Annotated in this window: 24 protein-coding genes and 1 tRNA gene; 23 read left to right on the top strand and 2 right to left on the bottom strand. The window is 41.4% G+C overall.

Going from position 1 to position 24,801, the window contains the following annotated elements:
* Positions 1-84: 84 nt before the first annotated feature.
* The 13 genes from IT6_RS05685 (at position 85) to IT6_RS05625 (ending at position 15,516) form a co-directional block, all read left to right on the top strand.
* On the top strand, positions 85-612 hold the full coding sequence (locus tag IT6_RS05685) for an STAS domain-containing protein (RefSeq protein WP_206825492.1): 528 nt from the start codon (positions 85-87) through the stop codon (positions 610-612).
* A complete protein-coding gene (locus IT6_RS05680; RefSeq protein WP_134439866.1) occupies positions 596-1,855 on the top strand; it encodes a PP2C family protein-serine/threonine phosphatase in 1,260 nt (419 codons plus the stop codon). The genes IT6_RS05685 and IT6_RS05680 overlap by 17 nt, the downstream gene beginning before the upstream one ends.
* Positions 1,856-1,877: 22 nt before the next feature.
* Positions 1,878-2,489 carry a nucleotide exchange factor GrpE gene (locus IT6_RS05675; RefSeq protein WP_206825490.1) on the top strand — a complete coding sequence of 204 codons (612 nt, stop codon included), beginning with the start codon at positions 1,878-1,880 and terminating at the stop codon, positions 2,487-2,489.
* Positions 2,490-2,570: 81 nt separating this feature from the next.
* Positions 2,571-3,731, top strand: coding sequence for a molecular chaperone DnaJ (gene dnaJ, locus IT6_RS05670; protein WP_206825489.1), 1,161 nt, complete (start codon positions 2,571-2,573; stop codon positions 3,729-3,731).
* Positions 3,732-3,834: 103 nt separating this feature from the next.
* Positions 3,835-4,944, top strand: a complete 1,110-nt coding sequence (locus tag IT6_RS05665) for a chorismate-binding protein (RefSeq protein ID WP_134439870.1) — start codon at positions 3,835-3,837, stop codon at positions 4,942-4,944.
* A 53-nt stretch (positions 4,945-4,997) separates the two neighbouring features.
* Entirely contained in the window at positions 4,998-5,978 is a 981-nt protein-coding gene (gene hprK / locus IT6_RS05660) for an HPr(Ser) kinase/phosphatase (RefSeq protein WP_134439872.1), read from the top strand.
* The gene (locus IT6_RS05655) at positions 5,979-6,296 is read left to right on the top strand and encodes an HPr family phosphocarrier protein (RefSeq protein ID WP_134439874.1); all 318 of its coding nucleotides are present in this window, start codon (positions 5,979-5,981) and stop codon (positions 6,294-6,296) included.
* Positions 6,297-6,356: 60 nt separating this feature from the next.
* The gene (ptsP, locus tag IT6_RS05650; RefSeq protein WP_134439876.1) at positions 6,357-8,120 is read left to right on the top strand and encodes a phosphoenolpyruvate--protein phosphotransferase; all 1,764 of its coding nucleotides are present in this window, start codon (positions 6,357-6,359) and stop codon (positions 8,118-8,120) included.
* Between the two features lie 40 nt (positions 8,121-8,160).
* Complete coding sequence (locus tag IT6_RS05645) at positions 8,161-8,904, top strand: nucleotidyltransferase family protein (RefSeq protein ID WP_206825488.1); 744 nt, start codon at positions 8,161-8,163, stop codon at positions 8,902-8,904.
* A 24-nt stretch (positions 8,905-8,928) separates the two neighbouring features.
* On the top strand, positions 8,929-10,347 hold the full coding sequence (locus tag IT6_RS05640; protein ID WP_242524106.1) for a hypothetical protein: 1,419 nt from the start codon (positions 8,929-8,931) through the stop codon (positions 10,345-10,347).
* Complete coding sequence (murD, locus tag IT6_RS05635) at positions 10,340-11,647, top strand: UDP-N-acetylmuramoyl-L-alanine--D-glutamate ligase (RefSeq protein ID WP_206825487.1); 1,308 nt, start codon at positions 10,340-10,342, stop codon at positions 11,645-11,647. Before IT6_RS05640 ends, murD begins: the two co-directional genes overlap by 8 nt.
* Before the next feature lie 224 nt (positions 11,648-11,871).
* Positions 11,872-14,493 carry a TonB-dependent receptor gene (locus tag IT6_RS05630; RefSeq protein ID WP_206825486.1) on the top strand — a complete coding sequence of 874 codons (2,622 nt, stop codon included), beginning with the start codon at positions 11,872-11,874 and terminating at the stop codon, positions 14,491-14,493.
* 6 nt (positions 14,494-14,499) lie between these two features.
* The gene (locus IT6_RS05625; protein ID WP_206825485.1) at positions 14,500-15,516 is read left to right on the top strand and encodes a small ribosomal subunit Rsm22 family protein; all 1,017 of its coding nucleotides are present in this window, start codon (positions 14,500-14,502) and stop codon (positions 15,514-15,516) included.
* Here the strand turns inward: IT6_RS05625 and IT6_RS05620 are convergent.
* On the bottom strand, positions 15,504-17,879 hold the full coding sequence (locus IT6_RS05620; RefSeq protein WP_242524105.1) for a TonB-dependent receptor: 2,376 nt from the start codon (positions 17,877-17,879) through the stop codon (positions 15,504-15,506). The genes IT6_RS05625 and IT6_RS05620 overlap by 13 nt on opposite strands.
* A 202-nt stretch (positions 17,880-18,081) precedes the next feature.
* Here IT6_RS05620 and IT6_RS05615 point away from each other — a divergent pair.
* From IT6_RS05615 to IT6_RS05605, 4 genes are all read left to right on the top strand, one after another.
* Positions 18,082-18,153, top strand: a tRNA-Ile gene (locus tag IT6_RS05615).
* 127 nt (positions 18,154-18,280) lie between these two features.
* The gene (locus IT6_RS10450; RefSeq protein ID WP_242524104.1) at positions 18,281-18,775 is read left to right on the top strand and encodes a hypothetical protein; all 495 of its coding nucleotides are present in this window, start codon (positions 18,281-18,283) and stop codon (positions 18,773-18,775) included.
* A 50-nt stretch (positions 18,776-18,825) separates the two neighbouring features.
* A complete protein-coding gene (locus IT6_RS10445) occupies positions 18,826-19,521 on the top strand; it encodes a glycosyltransferase (RefSeq protein WP_242524103.1) in 696 nt (231 codons plus the stop codon).
* Positions 19,522-19,540: 19 nt separating this feature from the next.
* Positions 19,541-20,500 carry an NAD-dependent epimerase/dehydratase family protein gene (locus IT6_RS05605; RefSeq protein WP_206825483.1) on the top strand — a complete coding sequence of 320 codons (960 nt, stop codon included), beginning with the start codon at positions 19,541-19,543 and terminating at the stop codon, positions 20,498-20,500.
* Positions 20,501-20,538: 38 nt separating this feature from the next.
* Here the strand turns inward: IT6_RS05605 and IT6_RS05600 are convergent, their stop codons facing one another.
* A complete protein-coding gene (locus IT6_RS05600) occupies positions 20,539-21,105 on the bottom strand; it encodes a BsuPI-related putative proteinase inhibitor (protein ID WP_206825481.1) in 567 nt (188 codons plus the stop codon).
* Positions 21,106-21,234: 129 nt separating this feature from the next.
* Here IT6_RS05600 and IT6_RS05595 point away from each other — a divergent pair, with 129 nt between their 5' ends.
* The 6 genes from IT6_RS05595 (at position 21,235) to IT6_RS05570 (ending at position 24,525) form a co-directional block, all read left to right on the top strand.
* Positions 21,235-21,873 (top strand): c-type cytochrome, encoded by a 639-nt coding sequence (locus IT6_RS05595; RefSeq protein ID WP_206825479.1) that lies wholly within the window; start codon positions 21,235-21,237, stop codon positions 21,871-21,873.
* Positions 21,870-22,202, top strand: coding sequence for a DUF5666 domain-containing protein (locus IT6_RS05590; RefSeq protein WP_206825477.1), 333 nt, complete (start codon positions 21,870-21,872; stop codon positions 22,200-22,202). Before IT6_RS05595 ends, IT6_RS05590 begins: the two co-directional genes overlap by 4 nt.
* 107 nt (positions 22,203-22,309) lie before the next feature.
* Positions 22,310-22,915, top strand: coding sequence for a CDP-diacylglycerol--glycerol-3-phosphate 3-phosphatidyltransferase (gene pgsA, locus IT6_RS05585; protein ID WP_206825475.1), 606 nt, complete (start codon positions 22,310-22,312; stop codon positions 22,913-22,915).
* A complete protein-coding gene (locus tag IT6_RS05580; RefSeq protein ID WP_206825473.1) occupies positions 22,908-23,507 on the top strand; it encodes a DUF1802 family protein in 600 nt (199 codons plus the stop codon). The genes pgsA and IT6_RS05580 overlap by 8 nt, the downstream gene beginning before the upstream one ends.
* A 2-nt stretch (positions 23,508-23,509) precedes the next feature.
* Entirely contained in the window at positions 23,510-24,091 is a 582-nt protein-coding gene (locus IT6_RS05575) for a DJ-1 family glyoxalase III (RefSeq protein WP_134439898.1), read from the top strand.
* 62 nt (positions 24,092-24,153) lie between these two features.
* Complete coding sequence (locus IT6_RS05570) at positions 24,154-24,525, top strand: lipid-A-disaccharide synthase N-terminal domain-containing protein (RefSeq protein WP_134439900.1); 372 nt, start codon at positions 24,154-24,156, stop codon at positions 24,523-24,525.
* Positions 24,526-24,801: the final 276 nt, after the last annotated feature.

Here is a 24,801-nt window from a genome sequence, read left to right as displayed (position 1 = left end):
TTGCATAAGTTCGTTATGAATGATACTGAATTTAATTTATATTAAAAATAAGAAACTTTTATATTTTTGTCTTTTAATTTGAATATGATTCCTCATGTTGGAAATGGTTCCCTTTATTATGCTCTCACCAAAGATGGGGGTTATCTTAAAGTTGTGGGCTGGGGATCTTTTGATAAATCTAGCTCATTAAGATTATTTTACAATCAATTATTGAGTAGCGGCATACGGCGACTTATCGTTGATCTGCAGGAATGTACATACATGGATAGTACTTTTTTAGGCACACTAGCGGCTATTCAAATTAAGTTTAATTCAATCAATGGTGAGTTGAAAGTGGTCAACGTGAGCAAAAAAAACCAAGAATCAATTTCAACACTGGGTTTAGATAAGATTTTCGATATTTCTGAGCAGTGGGATGTTTCTCAATATCTCGATCATCTTGCTCCCTTAGATAGACAGGCTTTGAGAAAAGGGGACACATCCCTGATCATGCTAGAAGCCCACGAACTTTTAATTGATCTTGATCCGCGAAATAAAGCGAAATTTCAAGACCTTGTCGATTATTTAAAAGAGGAGATTAGACATTCTTCCCCTAATGACGGTCGTCATTAATTTTACCCTTTTTCTCCTTTTTGCAGCTTTAATAGGCTCTTGTATTTATGCCACTGCAATAGGAAGATCACTGCGTTTGCGTTTGAAAAAGGCAGAAGAGCATAACCAGCTTTTTATTGATTACTTAGAGAATTTTTCTATAAAAAAAACCCTTTTGGATAATGTCCAGAGCCTTTTTGAACTGGTGACCAAATGGATTCCTACCAAAGGAATAGTTTTTCTCCAGGAAAAGCCTTCGAGCAAAGGTTCATTGGAGCCGGTTTTGCAATTAGGAAATATTACTAGAGAAAAATGGGATGAAAGACTGCGTGCAGATCCTGCAAAAACAACTGTGAAGGATTCGCTTCTTGTGATCCTTGAAAAAAACGGGGAAAAAATGGGTTCTCTTTTTGCAGAATTCGAGAAAGAAATGGATCAGCAGCTGTTGAGGAAATTAGAAAAAATGTTGGCAAACCAGACCCTTTTTTTTCTCGAAACGGATTATTATTTTAGAATCTTTAAGCAGGAATTAAAGGAGGAAACCTTAAGACTTCTTGGAGAGTTTCAGAAAGGATGCTTCCCTAAGATAGAGAACTCCTTGGCTGGTTTTCAGATTTCTGCAAAATCGCTTCCCTGTTCGCGCTTTAGCGGAGATTTCTACGATTCAATGAGGATAGATGACAATTGCCAAGCCTTTGTTTTAAGTGACGTGGCTACGAAAGGGTTGGCTTCCTTTTTTATAAGCGCCATGTGCCGGATAGCCATTCGGAGTCTAACCCAACACTGGCGCTCTCCACTTGACATTTTATGCAGGCTTAATGAGCTGCTCTACCCTGAAATTTGTGGACGGACCATTATTTCGTTGATTTACATGGTGGTTGACGAAAAGAGAAGCACGGTTACTTTTGCAAGGGCAGGTCATGAGTTGCCTATTTTTTGCCACAACGGAAAAATAGAGAAGATTGAATTTCCAGGGATATGTTTGGGCATTGACGAAGGACGATTATTCAACAAAATGGTTAAAGAATATGAATTGAAATTAGAGAAAGGGGATTTTTTACTTTTATTTACTGATGGGCTAATCGAAGCTGTAAACAATGAGGGGGTCTTTTTTGGCAGGCAAAGGGTAGAAAACATCGTGCAGGAATTATCAGGTAAAGATCCCGAGTACGTTTTGAATGAGATGATTGATCGACTGAGCTTGTTTTGTAAAGATTGTTTTCCTTTTGACGATGTCACGCTCTTAGCTCTGGTCAAAAAATAGCTGAATAGAGGGAGGAAATTTTATGATCGAGTCAAAGAATGAAGAACAAAAGGCTATGGAGCAGTCAAATAAGAGTTTTAATGGGAAGATGGCTGCTTTTGAGGTGGTGAGTTCTAGCCTTTTATCTCAGCTCCAGAAAAAAGCTCAGCTTACCGATGAACTGCAAGATAAGTTACTGAGAACACTTGCTGACTGGGATAATGCAAGAAAAAGAATGGCTAAAGAAAAAGAAGAGGCCATCAAGCTGGCTAACACAAAAATATTGGAGGCCCTTTTACCTGTCATCGATAACTTTGAGATCGGCATTCATTCTTCTCAGAAGGCGACAGATGTCCAATCCGTGATTACGGGGGTTCAGATGGTTTTGTCTCAACTTGTACAAATTTTGAAGGAAGAGGGTTTAGAACCGATTGAAGCTTTGGGAAAGCCTTTTGATCCCAATTTTCATGAGTCCCTTGGGTTTGTTGAAACGGACAAGGTTGAGGAAGGTTCTGTTGCAACTCAACTGAGAAAAGGCTATATGTATAAAGGAAGGCTGTTAAGGGCGGCAACCGTATACGTCGCAAAAAAACCGGAATCTGCGGTCAAAAATGATCTTCCTTTAGAAGAAACAGAAGAGGATAAGACAGTATAAATTTTCCTGGATATCGACTAAGAGATATATTTTTTAGACTTTTTTCATGTAAAGATATTTGAAAATCAAGAATAGGAGAGCATGGCAAGGATTAAGAAAGATTACTATGAGCTATTGGGCGTCGACAGAACAGCGTCGGCGGAAGAAATAAAGAAAGCTTATCGGAAATTAGCCCTGAAATATCATCCGGATAAAAATCCGGGGGATAAACAGGCCGAGGAAATGTTTAAGGACATAGGGGAAGCCTATGAGGTATTGAGCGATCCGGATAAAAGGGCTGCTTACGACCAATATGGTCATGCTGCATTTGATCAGAGAGCAGCAGCGGGATATTCGGGATTTCACGATCCTTTTGAGATTTTCAAGGAGGTTTTTGGTTCAGGAACATTTTTTGGAGAGAGTCTTTTTGGCAGTCTCTTTGAAGAAGCTTTTGGAGTGGGTGTAGGTAAAAGAGGCAGGCAGCAAAGGGGGGCGGATCTAAGGTGTGATTTGAAAATAACCTTTGAAGAGGCTGCCTTGGGATGCGAAAAAGAAATTACTTTTACCAAGCTCGATAGTTGTCCTTCTTGTGAGGGCAAAGGGTATGCTCCGGGTTCGGGGATGATGAGTTGTCCAGCTTGTTCAGGAACAGGTCAAATCAGATCTACCAAGGGATTTTTTACCCTTGCGCAAACCTGTCCCCGGTGTCACGGCAGTGGGGTAGTTATTGAGAAACCTTGTACGCGTTGCCATGGGGAAGGAAGAATCAAGCAAAATGCACAACTCAAAGTCAAGATTCCACCTGGAATAGATGAAGGTTATCGCTTGAGGTTATCGGGTCATGGAGAATCAGGAGTGGCTGGAGCCCCTCCGGGTGATCTTTATGTCGTTATCCATGTCATGCCTCATGAAATTTTCACCCGCCAGGGCAACGACATCCAATGCGAGTTGCCGATAAGTTTTGCCCAGGCTGCTTTAGGAGGAGAAATTCGGGTTCCAACTCTGACTGGATATGAAATTCTTAAAATTCCTCCTGGGACGCAAAGCGGAAAAATCTTTAGACTCCGCCACAAGGGTATAGCCGATATCCATGGCCATGGCATAGGAGATCTGCTCGTTAAAGTTCATGTTGAGGTGCCGACTCATCTTAGCCCGACGCAACGATCCCTGCTTGAGGCTTTTGCTGCGGCCTGCGATCAAAAGACTCATCCTCAACAGGAAAGCTTTTTTGAAAAGGCAAAACGATTTTTCAGATCGTCTTAAGTTTTGAAAACCCTTGAAAAAGGAATGATCAAAATTACACGGGTTTTCCTTGGGTATAACCTAGGATTATCGAATATTCCCAGGGGCCAGCTGGTTTTTCCCTATGGTTGTGGTGCCAACATGGAATAAGTACAAAGGTTTTTACTATGGTCAAAAACCAATTTTTTCTATTCATGGAAACTCAACTGACTGGGGCGGGGTTAAATCCTTCCTTGGGGAGCTACAGAATGCGGAGAAAAACTCTGGACTTGTTGGTCATGTCGATTTTGAAGGAAATTTCTGGTTTGGGTTCTATCCTCAACTCCTTTTCTTTAAAGATAGGTTAGAGCTGTTAGGTTTTCTGCGAACAAAACTAAAATCGCAGCCTAAATTTTCTGTGCCCTTTTCTTTCATCAGCCATACCGATAAACAAGAGTATGCTTCAATGGTCTTAAGGGCAAAAGATTATATTAGCTCCGGTGATATCTATGTGATTAATCTAGCAAGAAAAATTGAACTGCCTTGGCAGGGAGATCCTTTGTCCTTGCTCGTTTTTTTTCTTGAAGAAGGCGAAGGATTAGAAGGGATCTGTTATATAGACGATGGGCCTAAAACACTTGTTTGTGCAAGTCCTGAACTATTTTTAAGCATTGAGGGAACGAAGTTGATAAGCAAACCTATAAAGGGGACAAGGCCGCGTTGTAACCGAAAAGATCCAGCCAATAGCAAAAACTTGGTTGATCTCATCAAAAGTGAAAAAGAAAAAGCTGAACTTTTAATGATTACAGATCTTGTAAGAAATGATTTTGGTAAGGTTTGTGTTTATGGATCGGTTAAAGTCTCTCAACTGCGCCGTGTCACCATGCATCCCCATCTTTATCACATGCATAGCAAGATTGAGGGGATCATCTCTCCTCATTATGACAGTATAGATGCTTTTTTAGCTAATTTTCCTGGAGGATCAGTCACGGGTACGCCTAAAAAAAGAGCGATTGAACTGATCAAGGAGCTCGAAAACCTTCCCAGGAGAAACTATTCTGGAGCGATCGGTTATTTTAAGGCAGAAAAAGCGGCTTTTACCATGGCCATAAGGCTTGTAGAGATCGAAGGACAAAGGGCTAGTTTCCATGTCGGTAGTGGCATTACTTTTGATTCGGATCCCTATGCTGAATATGAGGAAACGGAACAAAAAGCAATTTTTATAAAAACCGCTCTTGAGAATTGTTTAAAATAATGATTTTTTAAGATAATTTTGTTTCTTATAAGAAAAGTTTGCCAAGCTTCTTGATGAAAGTTCAATCCAATAGTATATCGACTAAGTTTATTCCCAAAATAACTATTGGAGAGTTTTACAAGCAACATGGCGAACTGCTTCAACTGAAACTGATCGCAGGTAAAAAAGGTTTTAATCGGCTGATCAGAGAAGGTTCAATTAACAGGCCAGGCTTACAACTGTCAGGTTATTTGCGATATTTCCCAAGACAAAGAGTTCAGATTATTGGGTGGGGAGAGATGTCCTATCTAAAAAGCCTTGCGACCGAGGAGTCTGAACAACGGGTAAGACAACTTTTCATGAAGAAAATTCCTTGCCTGATTATTTCCCGGGGGATGACGCCTCCTTCCTTTATCGTTAAACAGGCAGAACTATTGGGAGTTCCCCTTTTTGTTTCACAACTCCATACAATGAGGTTAATCAATACGGTAACTATATGCCTGGAAATGGATTTTGCGCCACGGACCAATGAACAAGGTAGCATGGTGGATATTCAGGGCATAGGCGTTCTTATCAAAGGACCAAGTGGGATCGGGAAAAGCGAATGTGTTCTTTCTCTAGTCGAAAGGGGGTACTCTTTGGTAGCTGATGATATTACTACGATTTATTGCCTGGAAGGAAGGGAGTTGGTGGGTAGGGCTCCAGATTTGGGTCGATTTCATATGGAGGTGAGGGGAATAGGAATAATTGATGTGACTACTCTTTTTGGATTAAGGGCCATTCGACCTGAAAAAAAATTGGACATGGTTGCAACGCTTAAGGAAGTAGAAAAAGGGGATGAGATTGAAAGGGTAAATTTAAATCAGAGTTATTATGAGATTTTTAATATTAAAGTTCCCCATGTCACTATCCCGATTCGGCCTGGAAGGGATTTGGCTACTTTAGTTGAAGTGGCGGCATTAGATCAGAAATTAAGATCTATGGGATACAACGCTGCTGCTGAGTTCAACGAAAAATTGCTAAAAATAACCGGCAAAAACAGTAGGAAACTATAGATGAATGCAGAAGATCGAAGTGCGGAGGAACAAAAAGAAAAGTTTTCTCCGGTGGCATCCGAAGTGCTTGTTCAAAACAAGTTGGGGATTCATGCAAGGCCTGCAGCAATGTTTGTTAAGATTGCTAACCGGTATGAATCCGATATTAGGGTAGAAAAAGATGGAGAAGAAGTCAATGGAAAGAGCATCATGGGGATCATGCTTTTGGCTGCTAGTAAAGGATCAAAACTAAAAATAACCGCTACGGGTAGGGATGCTCGGGAAGCCGTAGAGGCGCTTGTTAACCTTGTAAATAACAAATTTGGTGAAGAATCCTGAAGAAGGGATAAGTCATAAAAAAGGGGAGAAGACCAGTTAGTTTTTTAAAGACGGCGAAATATGATGGAGCTTAAAGAAAAGGCCATGGAGGGAGTTGCTGCTTCTCCAGGCTTTGCCATTGGTTCTGCTTTGATCTTGCAACTGGAGCACGAAATCGTCCGGCAAAAAAAGATTTTGCCTTCGGAAATTCGTGCTGAACTAGAAAGATTTGAAAAGGCCATTCTGCAAACAAAAGAAGATCTTCTTAAAGCCAAAGCTTCACTGAGTTCCCTTGGATTGACCGTGGAAGAGAGCCTTTTTGATATGCAGATTCTGGCTCTTGAAGATGAAATGATTTTGCAGGCGGTTAAAGAAAAATTGGAACGGGACCTTGTTTGCGTTGAAGCGGCTTACCAGGATATCATCCGTTCATTCATTGCTGGCCTGAACAAGATCGGGGATGATGAATACTTAAGGGAAAGAGCGATTGAAATCAGGGATCTAGCCAAAAGGGTATTGAAAAAACTTCAAGGTGAAGAAGGATATACTCCGATCCTTGATTCTCCTAGAATATTAATAGCCGATTTGCTGATGCTCTCTGACCTGGTATCTCTTGATCTCAGACATGTTGCAGGTATTGTTACCGAAGATAGGAGTAGAACTTCTCATGCGGTCATTTTAGCCAGGTCCCAGGGTATTCCCGCCATTGTTGGTGTACCGGATCTTTTGCAGAGCATAACGAATGGGCAAACAATTCTTGTTGATGGTTCAAAGGGAATTCTAATCGTTAACCCTTCAGCTGAAAAAATAGAAATGATGAAAAAGCAAGCTTTGTCCTGTTTCTTTTACGAAAAAAAAGATCATGAAATCCTCTCTCAAAAAGTACAGTCTCAAGATGGACAAAAAGTGTATGTTTCTGCCAATATCGAGTTTCCAGAGGATATACCGGTTATGCTCAAAAGCGGGGCTGATGGGATTGGACTTTACCGGACGGAGTTCCTTTTCTTGAAATCCAATCGTCCCCCTACGGAGGAAGAGCAGTACCAACTTTATAGAAATGCAGCGGTCAATGCCAAGCCTAACCCGGTTATCATTAGAACCCTGGACTTGGGAGCAGACAAAGTGGTTGCGTATCTTCCCTGGAGATGGATGGAAGAAAATCCGGTTCTAGGAGCAAGGGGTATTCGGATTTCTTTGAAAGAAAAGGAGATGTTTAAAACGCAGTTAAGGGCAATCTTAAGAGCGGCAGTAGAGGGCAATGTATCGGTGATGTTCCCCATGATCACAGATCTCTCCGAGGTGCTCGCCACAAAAGAGATCATTGAGCAAGCAAAAGAGGAACTCTCGACCCAGGGCATTCCCTTTGGAGAGCCTCAGTGTGGGATCATGATTGAAACTCCTTCTTCATGTCTGATTGCAGAACACTTTGCCCAGATAGTCGATTTTTTTAGTATTGGCAGCAATGATCTCATTCAATATACTCTAGCTGTTGATCGAATGAACAATAATGTCGAGTATCTTTATCAACCTTTTCATCCTTCTGTTCTCCTTTTGATTCGAATGGCAGCTGACGCGGCGATAAAGAAAAACATTCCTATTAGTATATGTGGGGAGATGTCTAGCGACATCTACCTTTTACCTTTTTTCCTTGCTTTAGGAATCGATAGACTCAGCATGGGTTCGGTATTCATTCAGAGGACCAAAAGAGCTGTGCAATTCTTGGATGTCAGCAAAATTAGAGGAAGTCTTGAGCCACTGTGGAGAGCAAAGACGGCTCAGGAAGTTTTTGAAATATTAAAAGAGATCACTCGATCTTTTTTACCCCCCATCTTTTTCAAAAGCTAGGACAAGGATCGGGGACAATTTTAAACTTTACGGAGAAAACATGCGTGCTTTACTGCTTTCTGCCGGTTATGCAACCAGACTGTATCCTCTTACGTTAAACCAACCCAAGGCCCTTTTAACGGTTGCTGGCCAACCGATCATGAACCACATCACAGATAAGCTCCTTGAACTGCCTGGCCTAGATGAAATTTATGTGGTGACCAATCACAAGTTTTATACCCATTTTGTTGAATGGAAAGAGCGCTACCTAGGAAAATCGACAAGAAAGCTTGTTGTTGAAATACTAGATGATGGCTCAACGACAGAACATAATCGGCTTGGAGCGATTGGAGATATCCAGTTTGCCATAGAGTCCAAGAAAATCGAGGATGACTTGCTTGTTCTTGCCAGCGATAACCTCTTTAGTTCTTCGCTTCTATCTTTTGTGGATGAAGCAAAAACAAAAAATAAACCTCTTGTGGGGATATACAACCTCAAAGATAAAAGGCTAGCTTCGAAATACGGGGTTGTTAATTTTGATGAGAACAGGAAGCTTACTTATTTTGAGGAGAAACCGGAAAATCCTCAAACAACATGGGTTGCCATGGCCCTTTATTTTTTTCCCAAAACGATCTTAACTGCCTTCAAAACTTATCTAAAGGAACAGCAAAATACGGATCAGCCTGGACGGTTTATCCAATGGCTTTATACCAAGCAAGACGTCTATGTCTGGGAAATATCAGGGTTGTGGTTCGATATCGGAAGCAAGGAAGTCCTTGAAGCGGCAAACCAAGCCTTCGGTTAAAAGCCATTAAATTTTAAGATAAAAATGGATTATGTTTCTTCGGGGATCGGGAAAACCGATTTTCTTCAGCTTAGGAAATTATATCCGCTGTTTGTTTTTAGTCGTGTATCGTGGGAGAACAGGCTAGATCACCTTTATATTGAATATGAATTTTGGACTGGAAAGAATAGCCGTAATGCTCTTTTTTTCCGCCCTTCCTTAAAGGTATATGGAAGGCCAATAGAAAAAGGGAGTGCTGAATGGCTAGATCCTTTCCTTTTTCAGCTTGGACTGATTGAACTCATCAGCTACTGGAAAGCGACCTGCTCTCCAGAAATTCTAATCCAGGCAGGCTCCCTTGCTGCATCACAGATAAAATGGTGGCAAAAACTTTATTTGAAGGGACTTGGAGAGTTTTTTTTCCGTAACGGCATTGAGAGGGACTATCCTGGTATTTTGCACATTGAATGCGACTCAGCCAAACAGTTTAGGCCCGTAGAAATTTTTTCTTTGCAAGGTAATTTGATTCCGGTCGGAGGCGGTAAGGATTCCTTTTTGACCTTGGAATGGATGAAAGAAGAAAAAGAAAATAACCTCTGTTTTTTATTGAATCCCATAAAAGCTCAATGGGATACACTCAGGTATTTTTCTTATCCTCTTGATCAAGTTATAGTGGTGGAAAGGCAGATCGATAGCCTTCTTCTCGAACTTAACAAAAAGGGTTTTCTTAATGGGCATACCCCTTTTTCGGCTCTTTTAGCTTTTTTGGGGACGATGCTTATGGCCCTCTACAAAATAAAAAATTATGTAGCCAGTCAGGAGTCTAGTGCTAATCATCCTACAGTCCCCTCTGAGAGCATAAATCATCAATACTCTAAATCCTACGAGTTTGAAAGAGATTTCCAAAAATTCCTGGCCGACTCTCTTTGTCCTTCTTTTAGTTATTTCAGTCTTTTAAGACCCTTAAGCGAAATTCAGATTGCCCGGTTAATATCGGAAATTCCTGGTGCATTGTCTGTTTTCCAAAGTTGTAATAAAAATAGACATTGCGGAGGTTGGTGTGGTCATTGTGCTAAATGTTTATTTAGTTTCTTAATTTTCAGACCATTTGTTGAAGCTCAAAAGATAAGTGGAATTTTCGGATCCGACCTCTTGGAAAAACAATCCCTCTTTTCCCTTTTTTTGTCCCTGTGTGGAAAAGCCGAACAGAGACCATTTGAATGTTTGGGAACGGAAGAAGAGAGCCTAGCTGCAGCAAGTCTGCTCTGGCATAAAGCAAAAGCTACTGGCAAAAAACCCCCAGTTTTGATTGAAAAACTCTTTAGCCAATATCCTCATTTATTGATGACTAGGAATGCTATCCAAGCAACTTATGACCTGGTTAATACTGAACATAGCCTTCCAAAAAAATTTTTGTCGCTTCTACAAAAAAATGTTATAAAAAAAGCTCTTTTCGATGATTGACTCTATTCGCAATTTCTTTTTGGGGAAAAAGACCCTTGTTTGGGGCTTGGGGATGGAAGGCCAAGCGACCCTAGAATTACTGCTCAAAACTCTGCCTGAAACCCTTTTCTATGTCTGTGACAGAGATCTCCAAGCGTTGAATGCGATCAACAATCCTTGGGTAAAAAAAATTGAAGAAAACCAGCTCCTCAAGCAGATTGATCAATTTGAGCTTATTGTCAAAAGTCCAGGTATTCGAACTGCGCATCTGTCTTTTGATCCCTCTTTGAAGAAACGAATCGTGTTACAAACAGAACTCTTCCTTCGGTTCTGGCCAGGAAAAACTATCGGTGTAACAGGTTCTAAAGGCAAAAGCACGACAAGCTCTTTGATCTATCACCTGTTGAAACAGGGTGGATTCAAGGTTTATATGGGAGGCAATATCGGTATTCCTCCTTTTCGACTTATTCCTTTTGCAGATGAAAAGTCGATAGCGGTACTGGAGCTTTCCTCTTACCAGTTGGAGTATTGTAGGCATTCTCCTTCTATCGCTCTTTGGTTAAACCTTTATCAAGAACATCTAAACTATCACGGTAGTTTTGAAGCTTATGCCCATGCCAAGAGCAACATCGCAAGATTCCAGTCTATAGGGGATTATTTCATCTATAACCAAGACAATCCAGATCTAACGAACTATCTCTTTTCACAAGAAAAAATGCCTGGTATACCCGTTCAGCTCGATGGCAAAGAGGATAACCTGATCGATCTGAGCCGGCTAAAGATACCTGGAAAGCATAATAAAAAGAATGCCCTGTTTGCCGCCACAGCGGCTTTGCTTCTTGGGATGCCTGCGAATGCCATAGCTGAAGCTTTGGATTCTTTTCAGGGGCTTCCGCATAGACTCGAGTACGTCGCGACCGTAAAAGGGGTTGCTTACTACAACGATTCGATATCTACGGTACCTGAAGCGACCCTTGCTGGGATTGAGGCCATTCCCTCTGTCCGCTCACTCATTATTGGAGGGCAAGATAGGGGAATTTCCCTTGAGTCTTTCAGTTCGAGGCTCTGCGAACTGACCATGATTGAAAATCTCATTCTTCTTCCTGAAACCGGTTGGCGTATTGGTTATTTGTTAAAAGATAAATGTACAAAGAAAAACATATTCTTTGCCAAAGATCTTGAGGAAGCGGTTCTCTTGGCTAGCCGATATACTCCTAAAGGTTATAGCTGTCTTTTTTCTCCTGCTGCTCCCAGCTACCATCTTTACCTCAATTTTGAAAAGCGAGGAGAACATTTTAAAAACCTAGTATTGCAGCTCTAGGTGTTCTTTCTGTAGGGAAAGAGTGAGGGGAGTCTCTTTTTAGGCTTAGACCTAAACGGGTTAAAAATTTTCTAAATTTAGGAAATTTTTTCTCTTTATTCTCCCTCCCATATTAGAGGAGGTAATACGCATCACGATAAAGGTTAGTATTTACTCAATTTATTTGGATCAAATAATCAAAAGGGATCGTTTTTAGAAAAACCGATGAATGTAGAGGTTTGACCATGAGAAAAATTTTCTTATTCAACCTGGGCTTCAGGATTATTGTTTTTTTGGGTAGTTTATATTCGCTTTGTCTTCCAGGTTATTCACAACAGGGAACAGCTAGCAGCCCTGCAAATACGAGCCTGGATCCAGCTCCGCTTTTTCAGGACTCCGGTCCGAATGGAACTGTTCCCCTACAAGAAGGATCAACTCTTAAGAAGTCAACCCAATCGGATCCTGCCCCCACCACAACCATTGAGCAAGTCAACGTTTATGCCCAACCAAACCTTCCTATGCAACCGACTTCAACCGATATCGACTCGGTCTATGGAATTCCCATGAATGTCATGGATACACCCAGAACAGTTACCCCTGTAAATCAAACCTTGATGTATTCCAGTGGTGTCAATGCCCTTGGCGGGATGATGAATCCCATGGCGTTACTCACTGTTAATCCAACCACTTATGGATCGGTTATGGATTTTATGACCGATGCTCCCTATGTCCTTGGAACTCAAGCAGTGCCTTATGTGAATGGCATCGAACTTTCATTAACCAATATCATGATGGGTAATGCAGGTCTTCCTTGGAATTGGAATATGATCCAATCGTTCGATATTCTCGAAGGACCAGCCAATGCGGTCTATGGTCAAACACAGGGGTCCAATGGCATAGTGAATTATGTGACCAAACAACCCTATTTTGACAAATTCCGGGGTTATGTTTATGACACCACGGGGATGTATGAAAATTATCTGTGGGGACTCGATATTGGAGGGCCAATCAATGATAAACTGGCTTACCGGTTTAGTTACATGGGGGTTGAAAGTGGAAGCTGGTGGCAATACGTACATAATGATGAGCAGGATTTTTATGCGGCCTTAAGTGCCAAGCCCATCGAGAATTATACCGCAGATTGGTATTTTAACATGGAATTTGCCGATGCTTCTCCCATTGGCTACAGTGGCATGAATCGGCCTTCTAATGAACTATTCTTAAATGGCCTGTATTACACGGGATTTCTGCCGCCTTCTCAAATAAATAGCTTTCCTCCCACCTATCCTAATGGAGTCCCTATTCCTTATAATCAGTTTCCGGGAGCTGGTCTTGAACCGGTTAATCGAAGAGCGATGCTTATTCCTCCGGATGCTGCACAAACGGGTTATCAGGGGATGACCCAGCTGATTCAAAGAGTCCACGTTACCGATGGATTCGATATCGTAAACAACACCTTGGTCTGGTACACCCGACACCGGGCGATTCAACCCGCTTATTTTTATGACGAAGCGGTCATGGGAGATTACGAGGTCGATAATCGAACCGAGATCAGGCTGCAGTTTGACACCCCGGTTGGCGGCAAACCGGGAAGAAAGACACATTGGGGTAAAAAAGAGGACTTTGAGGAGCAAGAGGGTCTTAATTTTTCTCATTACGTGGATACTGGCTTTGAGTGGCATTACCAAAGAAATGTCGATTATGTCTCAACAAGTTTTTTGAATATTCCTAATGAATTTGATATTATGAACGAAAATCCTTTACTTTGGGATGCAAGACTAACACCCGCTTGGCAGGCTCTGGTGGCTCAACAGATCGAAGTGCCCATTCCGGGTATGCCAGGTTATTATTTTGAACCGGGTAACGGAATTACAGGGACAACAGACTCCCAATATTGGGCTTTTGCCCCCTTTCTCCAGTGGAACATTCAGTTTCATCCAAAAGTCAGTTTGCTTGCCGGTGCACGGGCAACTACTTATATCGTCGATGCGGTGACCCCTCCAGGTACTCCTTCAGATCAATTTGCTCAGTTTCGCACGACTTCTCTTGCTCCCCTCTTCAACATAAGTCCAGTATACAGGCCTTTCCCCTGGATGACCGTCTATTTTAATTTTAACTGGCTTTATTCCACAGCAGCAGCCGATATGGGTGGGTTTGCTCCTGTTTTTACAGACAACAACATGAGACTTTTAGACCAGTACATAGAAGGAGGTCTCAAGTTTAATCTTTATCACAACAAACTTTATCTGACTGCAGCGGGCATTCGTAGCCATTTAGAAGAAGGCTACGTGGCTTTACCTCCAGTCGTAACTCATATGACCGCTTTTCAATTCAACTTGAATTATCAGCCTACAAGGCATTTCTGGGCAAGGGCTGGTTTTGCTTACATGCGTGGTATTTCTAATTTTAGTGATCTGCCTTTCGGTCCTCCTGAAACACAGTCTTATTCTACGGGATATGCTTTTAGGCATCACCTGCCTCTTGACGATGCAGGTATGTTTGGATTTGGTTATATGCCTGGCGTATGGCCGTGGATGGATTTTCCAGAGATTGTGGCTAATGCCATGGTCAGTTATCAGTTTAGTAATGGTTTTGGAATCACCCTGAGTGGAACTTGGATGGATGCAACCCCAAGTTTTTGGAATTACACCGCCTGGATCCCAGCTCAAGATTATGCTAATCTCCAGCTTTTTTACCAAAGTAAACACTGGCAGATTAACCTTTATTTCTGGAATTTCTTTAATAGTCACTACTGGATTCCTTATGCCGCAGCCGCGGGAGCTTCTCCTGATAGCGGATCGAATTCTGATTGGGTTGTTCCTGGACAGGCGTTTTGGATACAGGGGACCGTAGCTTACCAATTTTAATTTAAGATGGAACAAAGACTTTCAAAAAAAGAAGCACATATTCTTCAGAAACTAAGGACTATTTTTCTCTCCGAAAAAAAACCCGTACAACCTTATTGGAAAACCAAAGAAGATTTGCTTGTTTATGACAAAGTTTTTGGACAAAGGATTCGGTGGAAATGGCAGAGTGTTTTAAAAGAGCTTTCTTTGCTTGGTTGGATTCCCCCACAGTGTCCCTTGGTTGATTGGGGTTGTGGTACAGGAGTGGCTGCAAGAAGTTTTTGTCATTGGGCAGTAGCAAATAATTACCCGGTTTTATCCTGCTTTTTCTGGGATCATTCTCCATTGGCCATTCAATATGCACAAACTGCTTTTTCAGAAGAATTTCCAAATATTCCTACAAACCAACTTAAGTCGACACAACTGCCTGAAGCATTTATTCTTCTTCTGAGTCATGTGATGGGTGAACTTTCTGAGCAATCCATGGAGGAGGTCCTTGCGATCGCAAAAAAGGCCATAGCAATCCTATGGGTCGAGCCGGCAAAAAAGCAATACTCGAAAACGCTTATCCAGTTGCGAGAACTGTTCAGGGAAAAGTTTTTGGTCATTGCCCCCTGTCTTCATCAAGAAAGATGCCCGATGCTTAATGAGCAAAAAGACTGGTGTCATTTCTTTGCTTCAGTCCCGCGGCAAATTTTTCAAAGTTCGTTCTGGAGTGATACTCAAAATCTTTTAGGCATTGATCTTGGCTCGCTTGCCTATTCTTATCTGGTTCTTGGCTCAAGGAAAATCCAAAAGGATGAACAACCCCATTTTTTTAGAATTATTGGGACTATACGCCACTATAAAGGCTACAGTCATCTTCTTTGCTGTTATGCCACAGCAGAATTAAGGGGTCAGAATTTTTTGCACCGTTACAACCCTTGGCTAGCTAAAAAAATGAAAAAAGGGACGGAGTTCTCTTCCTTGGCTAAAATTACGGGTCAGTATCCTTTGAAGTGTTTGCCCGTAGGTAAATTAAGCATGTTAAATCAGAACTTATAGCTTAAAGTGCCTTCTACCCAAAATGGCCAACCGGGAAAAATGGTGTCTAGGTTAAGGGTCCTGACCTGGGTAAATCCAAAGCCGTTTGGAAGCCAGTAATGTTCATTGGTAAAATTGTAGAAAGCGGCTCTGAGCTCCCAATTTTTACTGGTATAAAAGATCTGGGCATTAGGAATAAATTGGGTGGGAATTCTGACTTGATGCTCATATCCCAAGTACATATCACTCATCACTACTGTTCCAAGACTTACTCCAAGGCCGTTTTCAAATTGATAGGTTGCCATTGCTGAAACAATGTTTTCTGGCCAGGCGATGAGAGCGTATTGGCCAGGGGGAAAAGTTCCAGAGTTATCCAGGGGAAGTCCTAGCAGATCTGCAAGGGTTGTCGAATAGGTTTGAGCTAAAGGAGGGCCGGTTGGCAGCTTGCTCCAATTTTCAACTCCATTCATGAAAAGATAGTTAACTTTAAGCCAAAGGTGGTAAGAAGGTTGATATTGGAGGCTAGTTTCAAATCCTTTAATGTTTACAGGTGTAGGGGGCAGGCCAAAGTTAAAAAGGTAGGTATTTTCCATGAAAAGGTTAGAGGAAAGGAAAAGGTGGTTATCTATAAGATTAAATTTTACGCCAAGCTCTTCCAGTTCGTTTAATAGATGGAAAGCAGAAGGACCGAACAGAGGAGAATACCCTCCTCCACCCCCAACCACGGTAGTTTGTAGCCAATTAAAGTTAAAGTAAAAGTTTACCCATGGGTAAGGTTTCCAGTAAGGACTGATATTGAGTTGTGGAGCGATTTGAGAAGTGTAGAGACTTTCAAACAAAAAAGCGGGAGTTCCAGGAGGAGTTTCACTCGATACGATATAAAGGTTCATCCTTGTTCCAAGGATAATCGAAAGGGTTTTTGTCAGCTGAATATTATCTTGAAAGAATGGAGCGACTCTCCAATACCTGCTCAGATTGCTACCGGTGGCTCCATTCAAAGGCTCGAAATAAAGGGGGTAAGGACCGGTGGGCACAAGCCATTCACCTCCGCCTGGACCAAGAGGATTGTTGATTAAAGCTTGAAAATTTGATGAAAAAATAGCATTTCGCTGGTAAGGGTTTTCAAAAACGCTCCAACCGTTAGGGACAACAAAATTGAAAGAGTCGTAAGCTAAAACATATTGATAGCGGCTATCTAACCCTGTATCCACGAAGTGATGCATGGACTCTTTGAAACCTGCAGTATCGAATGTCCACAATAGTTCAGAGCGGTTATCGATTTCATAATTTCCAATCCAAGCTTCGTTAAAGAAAAATTCATCTTCGCTGGAAACATGGGATTGATACCAAAAGAAGGTGTTATTGACTATCTGAAGATTGTCATTAACATGGAATCTTTGAATCCATTGAGCCATAGCTGTCTGCGCCCTGCCCAAATCACCTGGATACTTGACATTTGCTCGTCTACTGATGGGCATAGGTATTCCTAGATAGCTTGAAGCGGGGGGATTAGCCACTGTTCCTGTATTGACTTCGGAAGGAGGAAGAAATCCTGGATAATAGAGTCCATTCTGGATCAAAGCCTCAGTGGGTCTATTTAATAGAACATCTTCAAGCATGTAGCTATAGGTGCCAAAATCAAGATAAAGGTCAGCCTGGTATTTTTCATTAGGTTTGTATCCAAGGGCAGCGTAAAAGTTTTGCTGGTTGTCTTTTATATAGTCATAGTAACTTCCACTTTCAATTCCCATGTAGCTGAACCTGTAACCAACTTTGTTATGGGTTCCTTGTATGGGTCCGCCTATATCGGCTCCCCACATGTATTGGTTATACATGCCAATGGTATCCCACACGTTTCCTCTAAATGAATCAAAGTAAGGCTGTTTGGTTATATAGTTGACATAGCCATTTGCAGGTTGAGTAGCTCCGTATACAGCTCCAGGAGGACCTTCGACAAGATCGATCGACTCAATCATGTTGAGATTCCAAGGTACATCCTGCAGTGGCATATTGATGGTTTCTTCCATACCATTGATAAAGGTAAGCCCGGTAGTTCCTCGAATATCGGGAGAAGAAGCACAACCGGTTTGAGAAGGATCAACCATAGCAGCAGGATTAACATAAGTAAAACTCAGAGGATCAAGTTTTCCCCAGGACCCTATACCAGCGGTTTTCATCAGGGTTTGCGAAATGGGGCTGACTACTCGTGGGGTATCAAGAATGGACATGGGTGTGGCATAACAAGAACTGGACTCGGTTTGGAAAACTTCAGAGAGCTTACTAGCACTGACGGTAACTTCGGGAAGAGCTGAAGATAAGGGCAGGTTCGAGTCTGGAGGCTCATTTTGGGAGCTTTCTTGGGAATAAGCTGGGCAAAAAGCCATGAAATAAAAACCCCATAGCAAAACAAGGGATATGCAAGACCACTTTCCCATAATATCGATAATGAGTTATCAATATCAGGCATAAATTGACTGTCAAGGTTATTTGAGTTTAGCTTTTGATCTTTACTTCAAAGCTAAGATAGAAGGATAAAAATAATTTTTGAAAACCAGCCCGTTTAAGGTAGAATCAAAAACTTGAAGAGGGTCTGTAGCTCAACGGCAGAGCAGGGGACTCATAATCCCTTGGTTACAGGTTCGAATCCTGTCAGACCCAGAAAAATCCGTCTCTAACATTTGGATTAAAGCTGGTTGAATCATTATCAAATTTTCTTTCTTGACCCTTATCGAATTGAAGGTTAGCCTCAAGTCGGCCTTTTTTTAGTTTATTTTTCAGTTCTCTAATGACTTGCAACCCTATCCTTTTCATTGGTATTAATTATTGGCCTGAAAAAACGGGTATAGCTGTTTTCAATACGGGTAGATGCGAATTCCTGGCGGCAAAGGGCTATGAGCTGACCATGATTACCGCTTTCCCCTATTATCCCTTCTGGGAGGTTCCCGTTGAATATAGGGGTTATATTTTTAAATCCGAAAGAAGAAATGGGGTAAACATATTACGCTCTTTTATCTATGTGCCCAAGAAAGTATCGACCATTACTAGAATTCTTCATGAAGCTTCTTTTCTTCTTTCTTCTCTTCTTCGAGCTCTTTTGGTCAAAAAACCGGATATTCTCTTTATTGTATCTCCCCCCCTTGGACTTGGGTTATCCGCATTTTTTTTAAGCAAGCTCTGGAACGTTCCCTATATCTTTCACGTCCCAGATCTTCAACCCGATGCAGCAAGAGATCTTGGAATGATCAAATCCAATTTTTTTTTGATTTTCTCTATAAGCTAGAAAAGTTTGCCTATAAACATGCCGCAAAAGTCTCCACGTTGACTCCTACCATGCGCCAAAAGATCATTTCCAAAGGAATATCGGCTGAAAAAGTGATCCTTCTTCCTGATTGGGCTGATCCCATTTATTTTTCATTGCCTGACAGACAAAGTGCCCTAGAGATCAGGAAAAAATTGGGTTTAGAAGATCACCTTATTGTGGCACATACGGGCAACATGGGGGTTAAGCAAGGGTTGGACATTGTTATTGAAGCGGCAGAGCTTTTAAGGGAAAAAAAGGGGATAGTGTTTCTTTTGGTTGGAGATGGAGCCGATAGACCCAGGCTGGAAGAGAAAGCACAAAGCTTAAGTCTCCCTTGCTTGAAATTTATTCCTCTTCTTTCAAAAGAGGAATATATCGGACTTCTTTCGGCCATAGATATTTGCCTGGTTACCCAAAAAAAAGAGGTAGGGGATATAGTTTTTCCTTCGAAGGTGATGACTTACCTGTCTGCTGCTAAACCTGTAATCTGTGCTGTAAACAACAATAGTGAGGTGGCTAAGGTCATTATGGAGGCTAACGCCGGAATTGTTGTCCCGGCTGAAGACTCTAAGGCGATGGCAGAAGCTGTAGAAACTCTTAGCAAAGATGAACAGCTTAGGCAGCGATTGGGGCAGGAAGGAAGAGCTTATGCATTAGGAAGGTGGCAAAAACAGAAAGTTCTTGAAGAAATGGAAAAAACGATAGCGGATCTTTTAAAAAAATAAAACCGTAAGGAGAGCTAAAATGAAAAAAGCGGTTGTAGCCGGAGCTGGAGGATTTATTGGTCATCATTTAGCCAGTTATTTAAAAACTAAAGGATATTGGGTAAGAGGGGTTGATATTAAGGAACCAGAGTTTGAAAAAACAAGCTGCGATGAATTTCTTCTTTTCGATCTTAGGTATTGGGAAAATTGTCTACAGGTAACAAAAGAAGTCGATGAGGTCTATCAGCTTGCTGCCGATATGGGAGGCATTGGTTACATATCCGGAAATCATGCTGAAATTGCTAAAAATAATATTTTAATTAATACCCACATGTTGGAAGCTTCTTATAAAAATGGGGTAAAACGCTACTTCTATTCTTCCTCCGCATGTATTTATCCTGCCTACAGGCAGCAATCGGCCGACGTACTGCCTCTTAAGGAAGAAGATGCTATCCCTGCAGAACCTGAAGAGGGATATGGATGGGAAAAGCTTTTTACCGAAAAACTCTGCCAATATTACCAAGAAGAAAAAAGGGTGGAGACAAGAGTGGCAAGGTTCCATAATGTTTATGGTCCATTGGGGACCTATGAGGGGGGAAGAGAAAAGGCGCCTGCGGCGATCTGCAGGAAAGTCGCCTTGGCTCAGGAAAATTCTGAAATTGAAGTTTGGGGGGATGGAAAGCAAACCCGCTCCTTTCTGTATATAGATGACTGCGTTGAAGGAATATATCTAATCACCCAATCAAACTATGATAAACCTTTAAATTTAGGTTCAGAAGAACTTGTCACTATTGATCAGCTGGTAGAAATGGTGGCTAAAGTAGCGGGTAAAAAAATCCGCATAAAACACGATCTCTCTAAACCCCAGGGAGTGAGAGGAAGAAATAGCGATAATAGCAAACTTTATCAAATCATTGGATGGAAGCCTAAGTACACATTGATGGAAGGGTTGCAAAGGACTTATCCTTGGATTGCCACCCGTTTATCGCAAAGGACATAAAAAAAGTCACCCAGTGTGAAAGGCTTTCGATGGGAGAATTATGGGTCAACGATAAATGTCGTTGTCGTGGAAATTTCAGGATAGTTGGCTAAGATCGAGTCTATCCAGTAAGTTCCTGGAGTAAGAGGTTGGTCAAAGTCTTCAAGAGCTACGACTTCGCTGTAAGTCAAAGAGTCGTTGGGGTTTAAGGTGGTTGTCCCTACCATCGGGAGGAACTCTTTATCTTCAGACCAGACGTAGATAATCTCGTTTTGGGCATTTCTTATCCTGAAATCAAATCTCTGGGAATCGGGAAATGTAAATGTGTAGGTTCTGCGTCCGTTATTCAGAATAGTAAGAACAATCCGTAGGGAGGGTGTCGTCAGGCTGTCTTTAAGGGAAGAGAGGGAAAAACGGGTGGGCTCAATTTTAAGTGATGATTGGATCTTCCGAAAATTAATCTCGTTGGCTTTATCTATTCTTTTCGGGTCGGCAAAAGGAATGATTGACCAATGTTTGCGGGGAGCCTGCAGAATATCAGGATGAGTATTCTTACTTGGGCTAATGTCTATACTATAGGCCGTAGCAACGAATATAAATGGAATAAAGATCCGATGGATCTTCATAGTTCACTATTTTTTACATTTATTTTCGTTGTTTTAAGTATCGAAATTCAGAAAAATTATTTCTATTTTTGGAATTAACTTGATAAAGGAATCATTAATACCTTAGCCAATAATAAATATTAGTTTTGAATGTTGAAAAGATTTTTTTATGGGCTTTGTTTACTGCTTTTGCTTTTTTTCGTAATGCTTTTTCTTTTTGGCTATTTCTTAATTCGACAAGGCTTTACTGCAAGAAGCAATCCTCCTGCCCTGGAAAAGGTAATCGCCACAACAGCACTGAGTCTTTCTATACCAAAGACGGTAAAAGAAATGAAAAATCCTATCCCCTTTTCCCAAGAAGTCTTGATGGAAGCCAGGGATCATTTTGCTGATCATTGTGCATTATGCCATGGGAATAACGGTAGTGGAGAAACGACCATAGGTAAAAATCTTTATCCAAAACCTGGAGATCTAAGGTCAAGAGAGGTACAAAAGAAATCTGACGGTGAAATTTATTATATCATTCATAATGGTATTCGCTGGACGGGAATGCCAGCATGGGGAGAAAAAGACCAGGATGAAGACAGCTGGAAACTGGTCCATTTTATTCGTCATTTACCTTATTTGACCAAGGAGGAAGAAAAAGAGATGGAAAAAATGAATCCGATTAGTCCTCATGAAATTCAGGAAGAAAAAGAAGAAGAAAAATTTCTTGAAGAAGATAATTCTTTGGGGAATTCTTCAGAAGATAAACAACAAAATGAAATGAGAATGGAGAAGAAGGAATGAAACCTTTTAAACTTTTGGCTATATCCTTTTTTTGGGCGCTAGTTTTGAGTTCGCCAGCGGCCTTTGCCCATGGCAACCTGGAGCATATTCTTGGTACGGTCAGCTCTATTTCTGATAAATCTTTGGTGGTGGAAACTAAAAAAGGAGAGTCAAAAACGGTCGAACTGACTTCTTCAACCCAGTATATCTACAAAGGTAATCCCTCTTCTCTAGATCAATTAAAAAAAGGCATGAAGGTGGTCATCCATGCAAAGAAAAGTGGAGATAAATGGGAAGCAAAAGAAGTAAAATTTGGTGCTTCAAAAAAAGAACCTGCTCATTCGCCCTAAGTCCTATTTTAGTTATCCTTTGCTTATCGACAAAAAACGGCTCACTTTATTATAAATTGTGCTAGTCATTCACAAAGGACAGATAAAAAGAAAATTCGAAGGCTAATGTGTCTCAGCATGCAGGTAGGCTTAATTTGCCCAACCAACTTTCTTTGGCTAGAATAGGGATGTGCGGTCTTTTCGTTGCTGATTTGAGCATCGATTGGCCTTTTCAGGCGACTACTGCCCTATTCATTTTTCTTCTTGCCAGTATTACCGATCTTCTTGATGGATGGATTGCCCGGAACTATAACCTAGTGAGCGAGCTAGGAAAGCTATTAGATCCTTTGGCTGATAAAATTTTAATTAGTGCCGCTCTTCTTTCTCTACTCCAGTTTAATTATGCTCCTTTATGGGCCGTCATAACCATGATCGCGAGGGAGTTTTTAATTACGGGTCTAAGGACACTCTTGGCTATCCATGGCAAAGTCATGGGGGCGGATTTGGGAGGGAAGCAAAAGACGGTTTCCCAGATGATTTTTATTATTGGCTGTTTTGTTTCGTTGAGTTTAAAAGAAATAAAACTAAAAACAGGTTTTTTTGAATATTTTCTAGAAAATGCCCTTTTCCCCATGATGCTTTTAACTGTTGTTATAACGGTTGTCTCGGGTACAAATTATTTCTATCATAATTGGGAGTTGATCCATAAAGAACCGGAGAAAAAATGTGAGTGAGTCTTTTGTAGGCAGCAAAACGGCTGATTTTTTAAATTCCCCTCTAGACTATGCTTTTAAAGAATGGCGGATTGTTGTTGAAGCCTTGGCTAAGGGAGTGCAGTCGATCCTCTTGAGAAAAGGAGGCATTCAAGAAAAAGAGTTCCAGTTGAAATCCCCTTTCTTTTGGCTTTTGCCCACACACTATCATGAAGAGTTACTCCAAATTAAGCCAGCGTACAGGTATCTTGAAAAACACGAGGAAGAGCCGCCTCCTCAAGGATTGGAGCTAAAATATGGGGCTCAAGTCCATGAAGATTTTTTTATTCCTGATTGGGAACTAATTCGGAAATTATCCGACTACCACATTTGGGAAGAGCAGCTATTAAAAAACCGCTTTGATTACGGCAAAAAGAAAGGATTGTCTCTTCTCATAGTCAGGGTATATAGAGCCTTTCCCCCATTAAAACTTGATGAACAAAAGATAAAGTTGGGAGGTTGCCGGTCATGGATAAAACTCCCCTATTCGGTAGCAGATATACAGCTGGAAGCCGTTATTAATGATGAAAAATTTTGTGAAATGCGTAAAAACATTTTACATATTATTAATTGACTATGATTAAACGTGCATTGGTCATCCTTGCTCCAGGTTTTGAAGAAATTGAAGCGGTTGTCCCTATTGATTTATTGAGAAGAGCAAAAATTGAGGTTGTCGTGGCTGGTCTTTTACCAGGGGTAATTACCGGTTCTCGAAAAATCCGGATCATTCCCGACTATGATTTGGAAGATGTTCTTGAAGAGCAATTTGATTGTGTAATTCTTCCAGGGGGAGCGGAGGGAGCGGAAAATTTAAAAAAAGACATTCGCGTCAAGGAACTTCTTGAAAAGCAACTAAGCACGGGGAGATGGATTGCTGCCATTTGTGCAGCACCTAGCTGTCTTGTTCAATTTGGGCTTTTGCCTTATAGCAAGCTAAGTTGCCATCCTTCCATATGGGAGGAAATTCCTCAAGACCGATTAGACAAGTATAGCGCTGTTGTTGTCGATGGCCATTTGATTACTGCACAAGCAGCAGGAAGAGCTGTTGAATTTGCCTTTGAAATTATTCGCAGGCTGTTAGGAGAAGAAGCTGTTGAAGAAGTTAATAGGTCATTTCTTTCCTCCTTGGGCCCAAGGATGGAGCCAGAAATTGCTTGAAGTCCTTGAGAATGCATGGGGGTTGATCAATAGAGAAAAAACGAGTATTCAGGAGGCAACTTATGATAAATGATGTCCTTGCAGTTACGACCATTCCTGATTTCTTGGGGATTCATTGGAGTCCAATGAAAGTCATTGGATGGATTGGAAACATTCTTTTTTTTTCTCGTTTTGTGATACAGTGGATAGCGACCGAAAAGAAAAAAGCGGTGGTGGTGCCTTTGGCGTTTTGGTATTGTAGTTTACTGGGTTCTTTATTGCTTCTCATATATGCCTTTTATCGGTGGGATTCAGTTTTCATTTTTGCCTACCTATTCAGTTGGATTCCTTATAGTAGAAATCTTTATTTTGCACATAAAGAGCGATTGAGTGCTAAAAATAGCATTGGGAGTTGTATTGGAACAGAATCCAATTATCCCAAAGATTCTACCTAAGCCTACGCCGCAGTGCTCCACCTATAATCGGGCGGCGATTTAGGTGGTGGTGAAGCGGCGATATTGTCTGCCAGAACGATTTTGTTGACATTGAATGGAAGGTTAGTATATACACAAAGCAGATTGTTGGCCGGGAACCGGCCAAGCGTGGAGAGAGAGGTAAGACCGGCAAGCCTTTCAGGCAACCCGGCACTCTCGTAGAAGCGCGAAACTCACGCCATACCATTAGGTTGGCGGGAGTAGTTCATCCAATAAGGAAGAGAGGTTACTTCCCAA

Origin of the sequence: Methylacidiphilum caldifontis (assembly GCF_017310505.1) — a bacterium.
Classification (GTDB): Bacteria; Verrucomicrobiota; Verrucomicrobiia; order Methylacidiphilales; family Methylacidiphilaceae; genus Methylacidiphilum; species Methylacidiphilum caldifontis.
The sequence above is the reverse complement of the archived record's forward strand: the minus strand, read 5'-3'. Positions and strand labels throughout refer to the sequence as shown.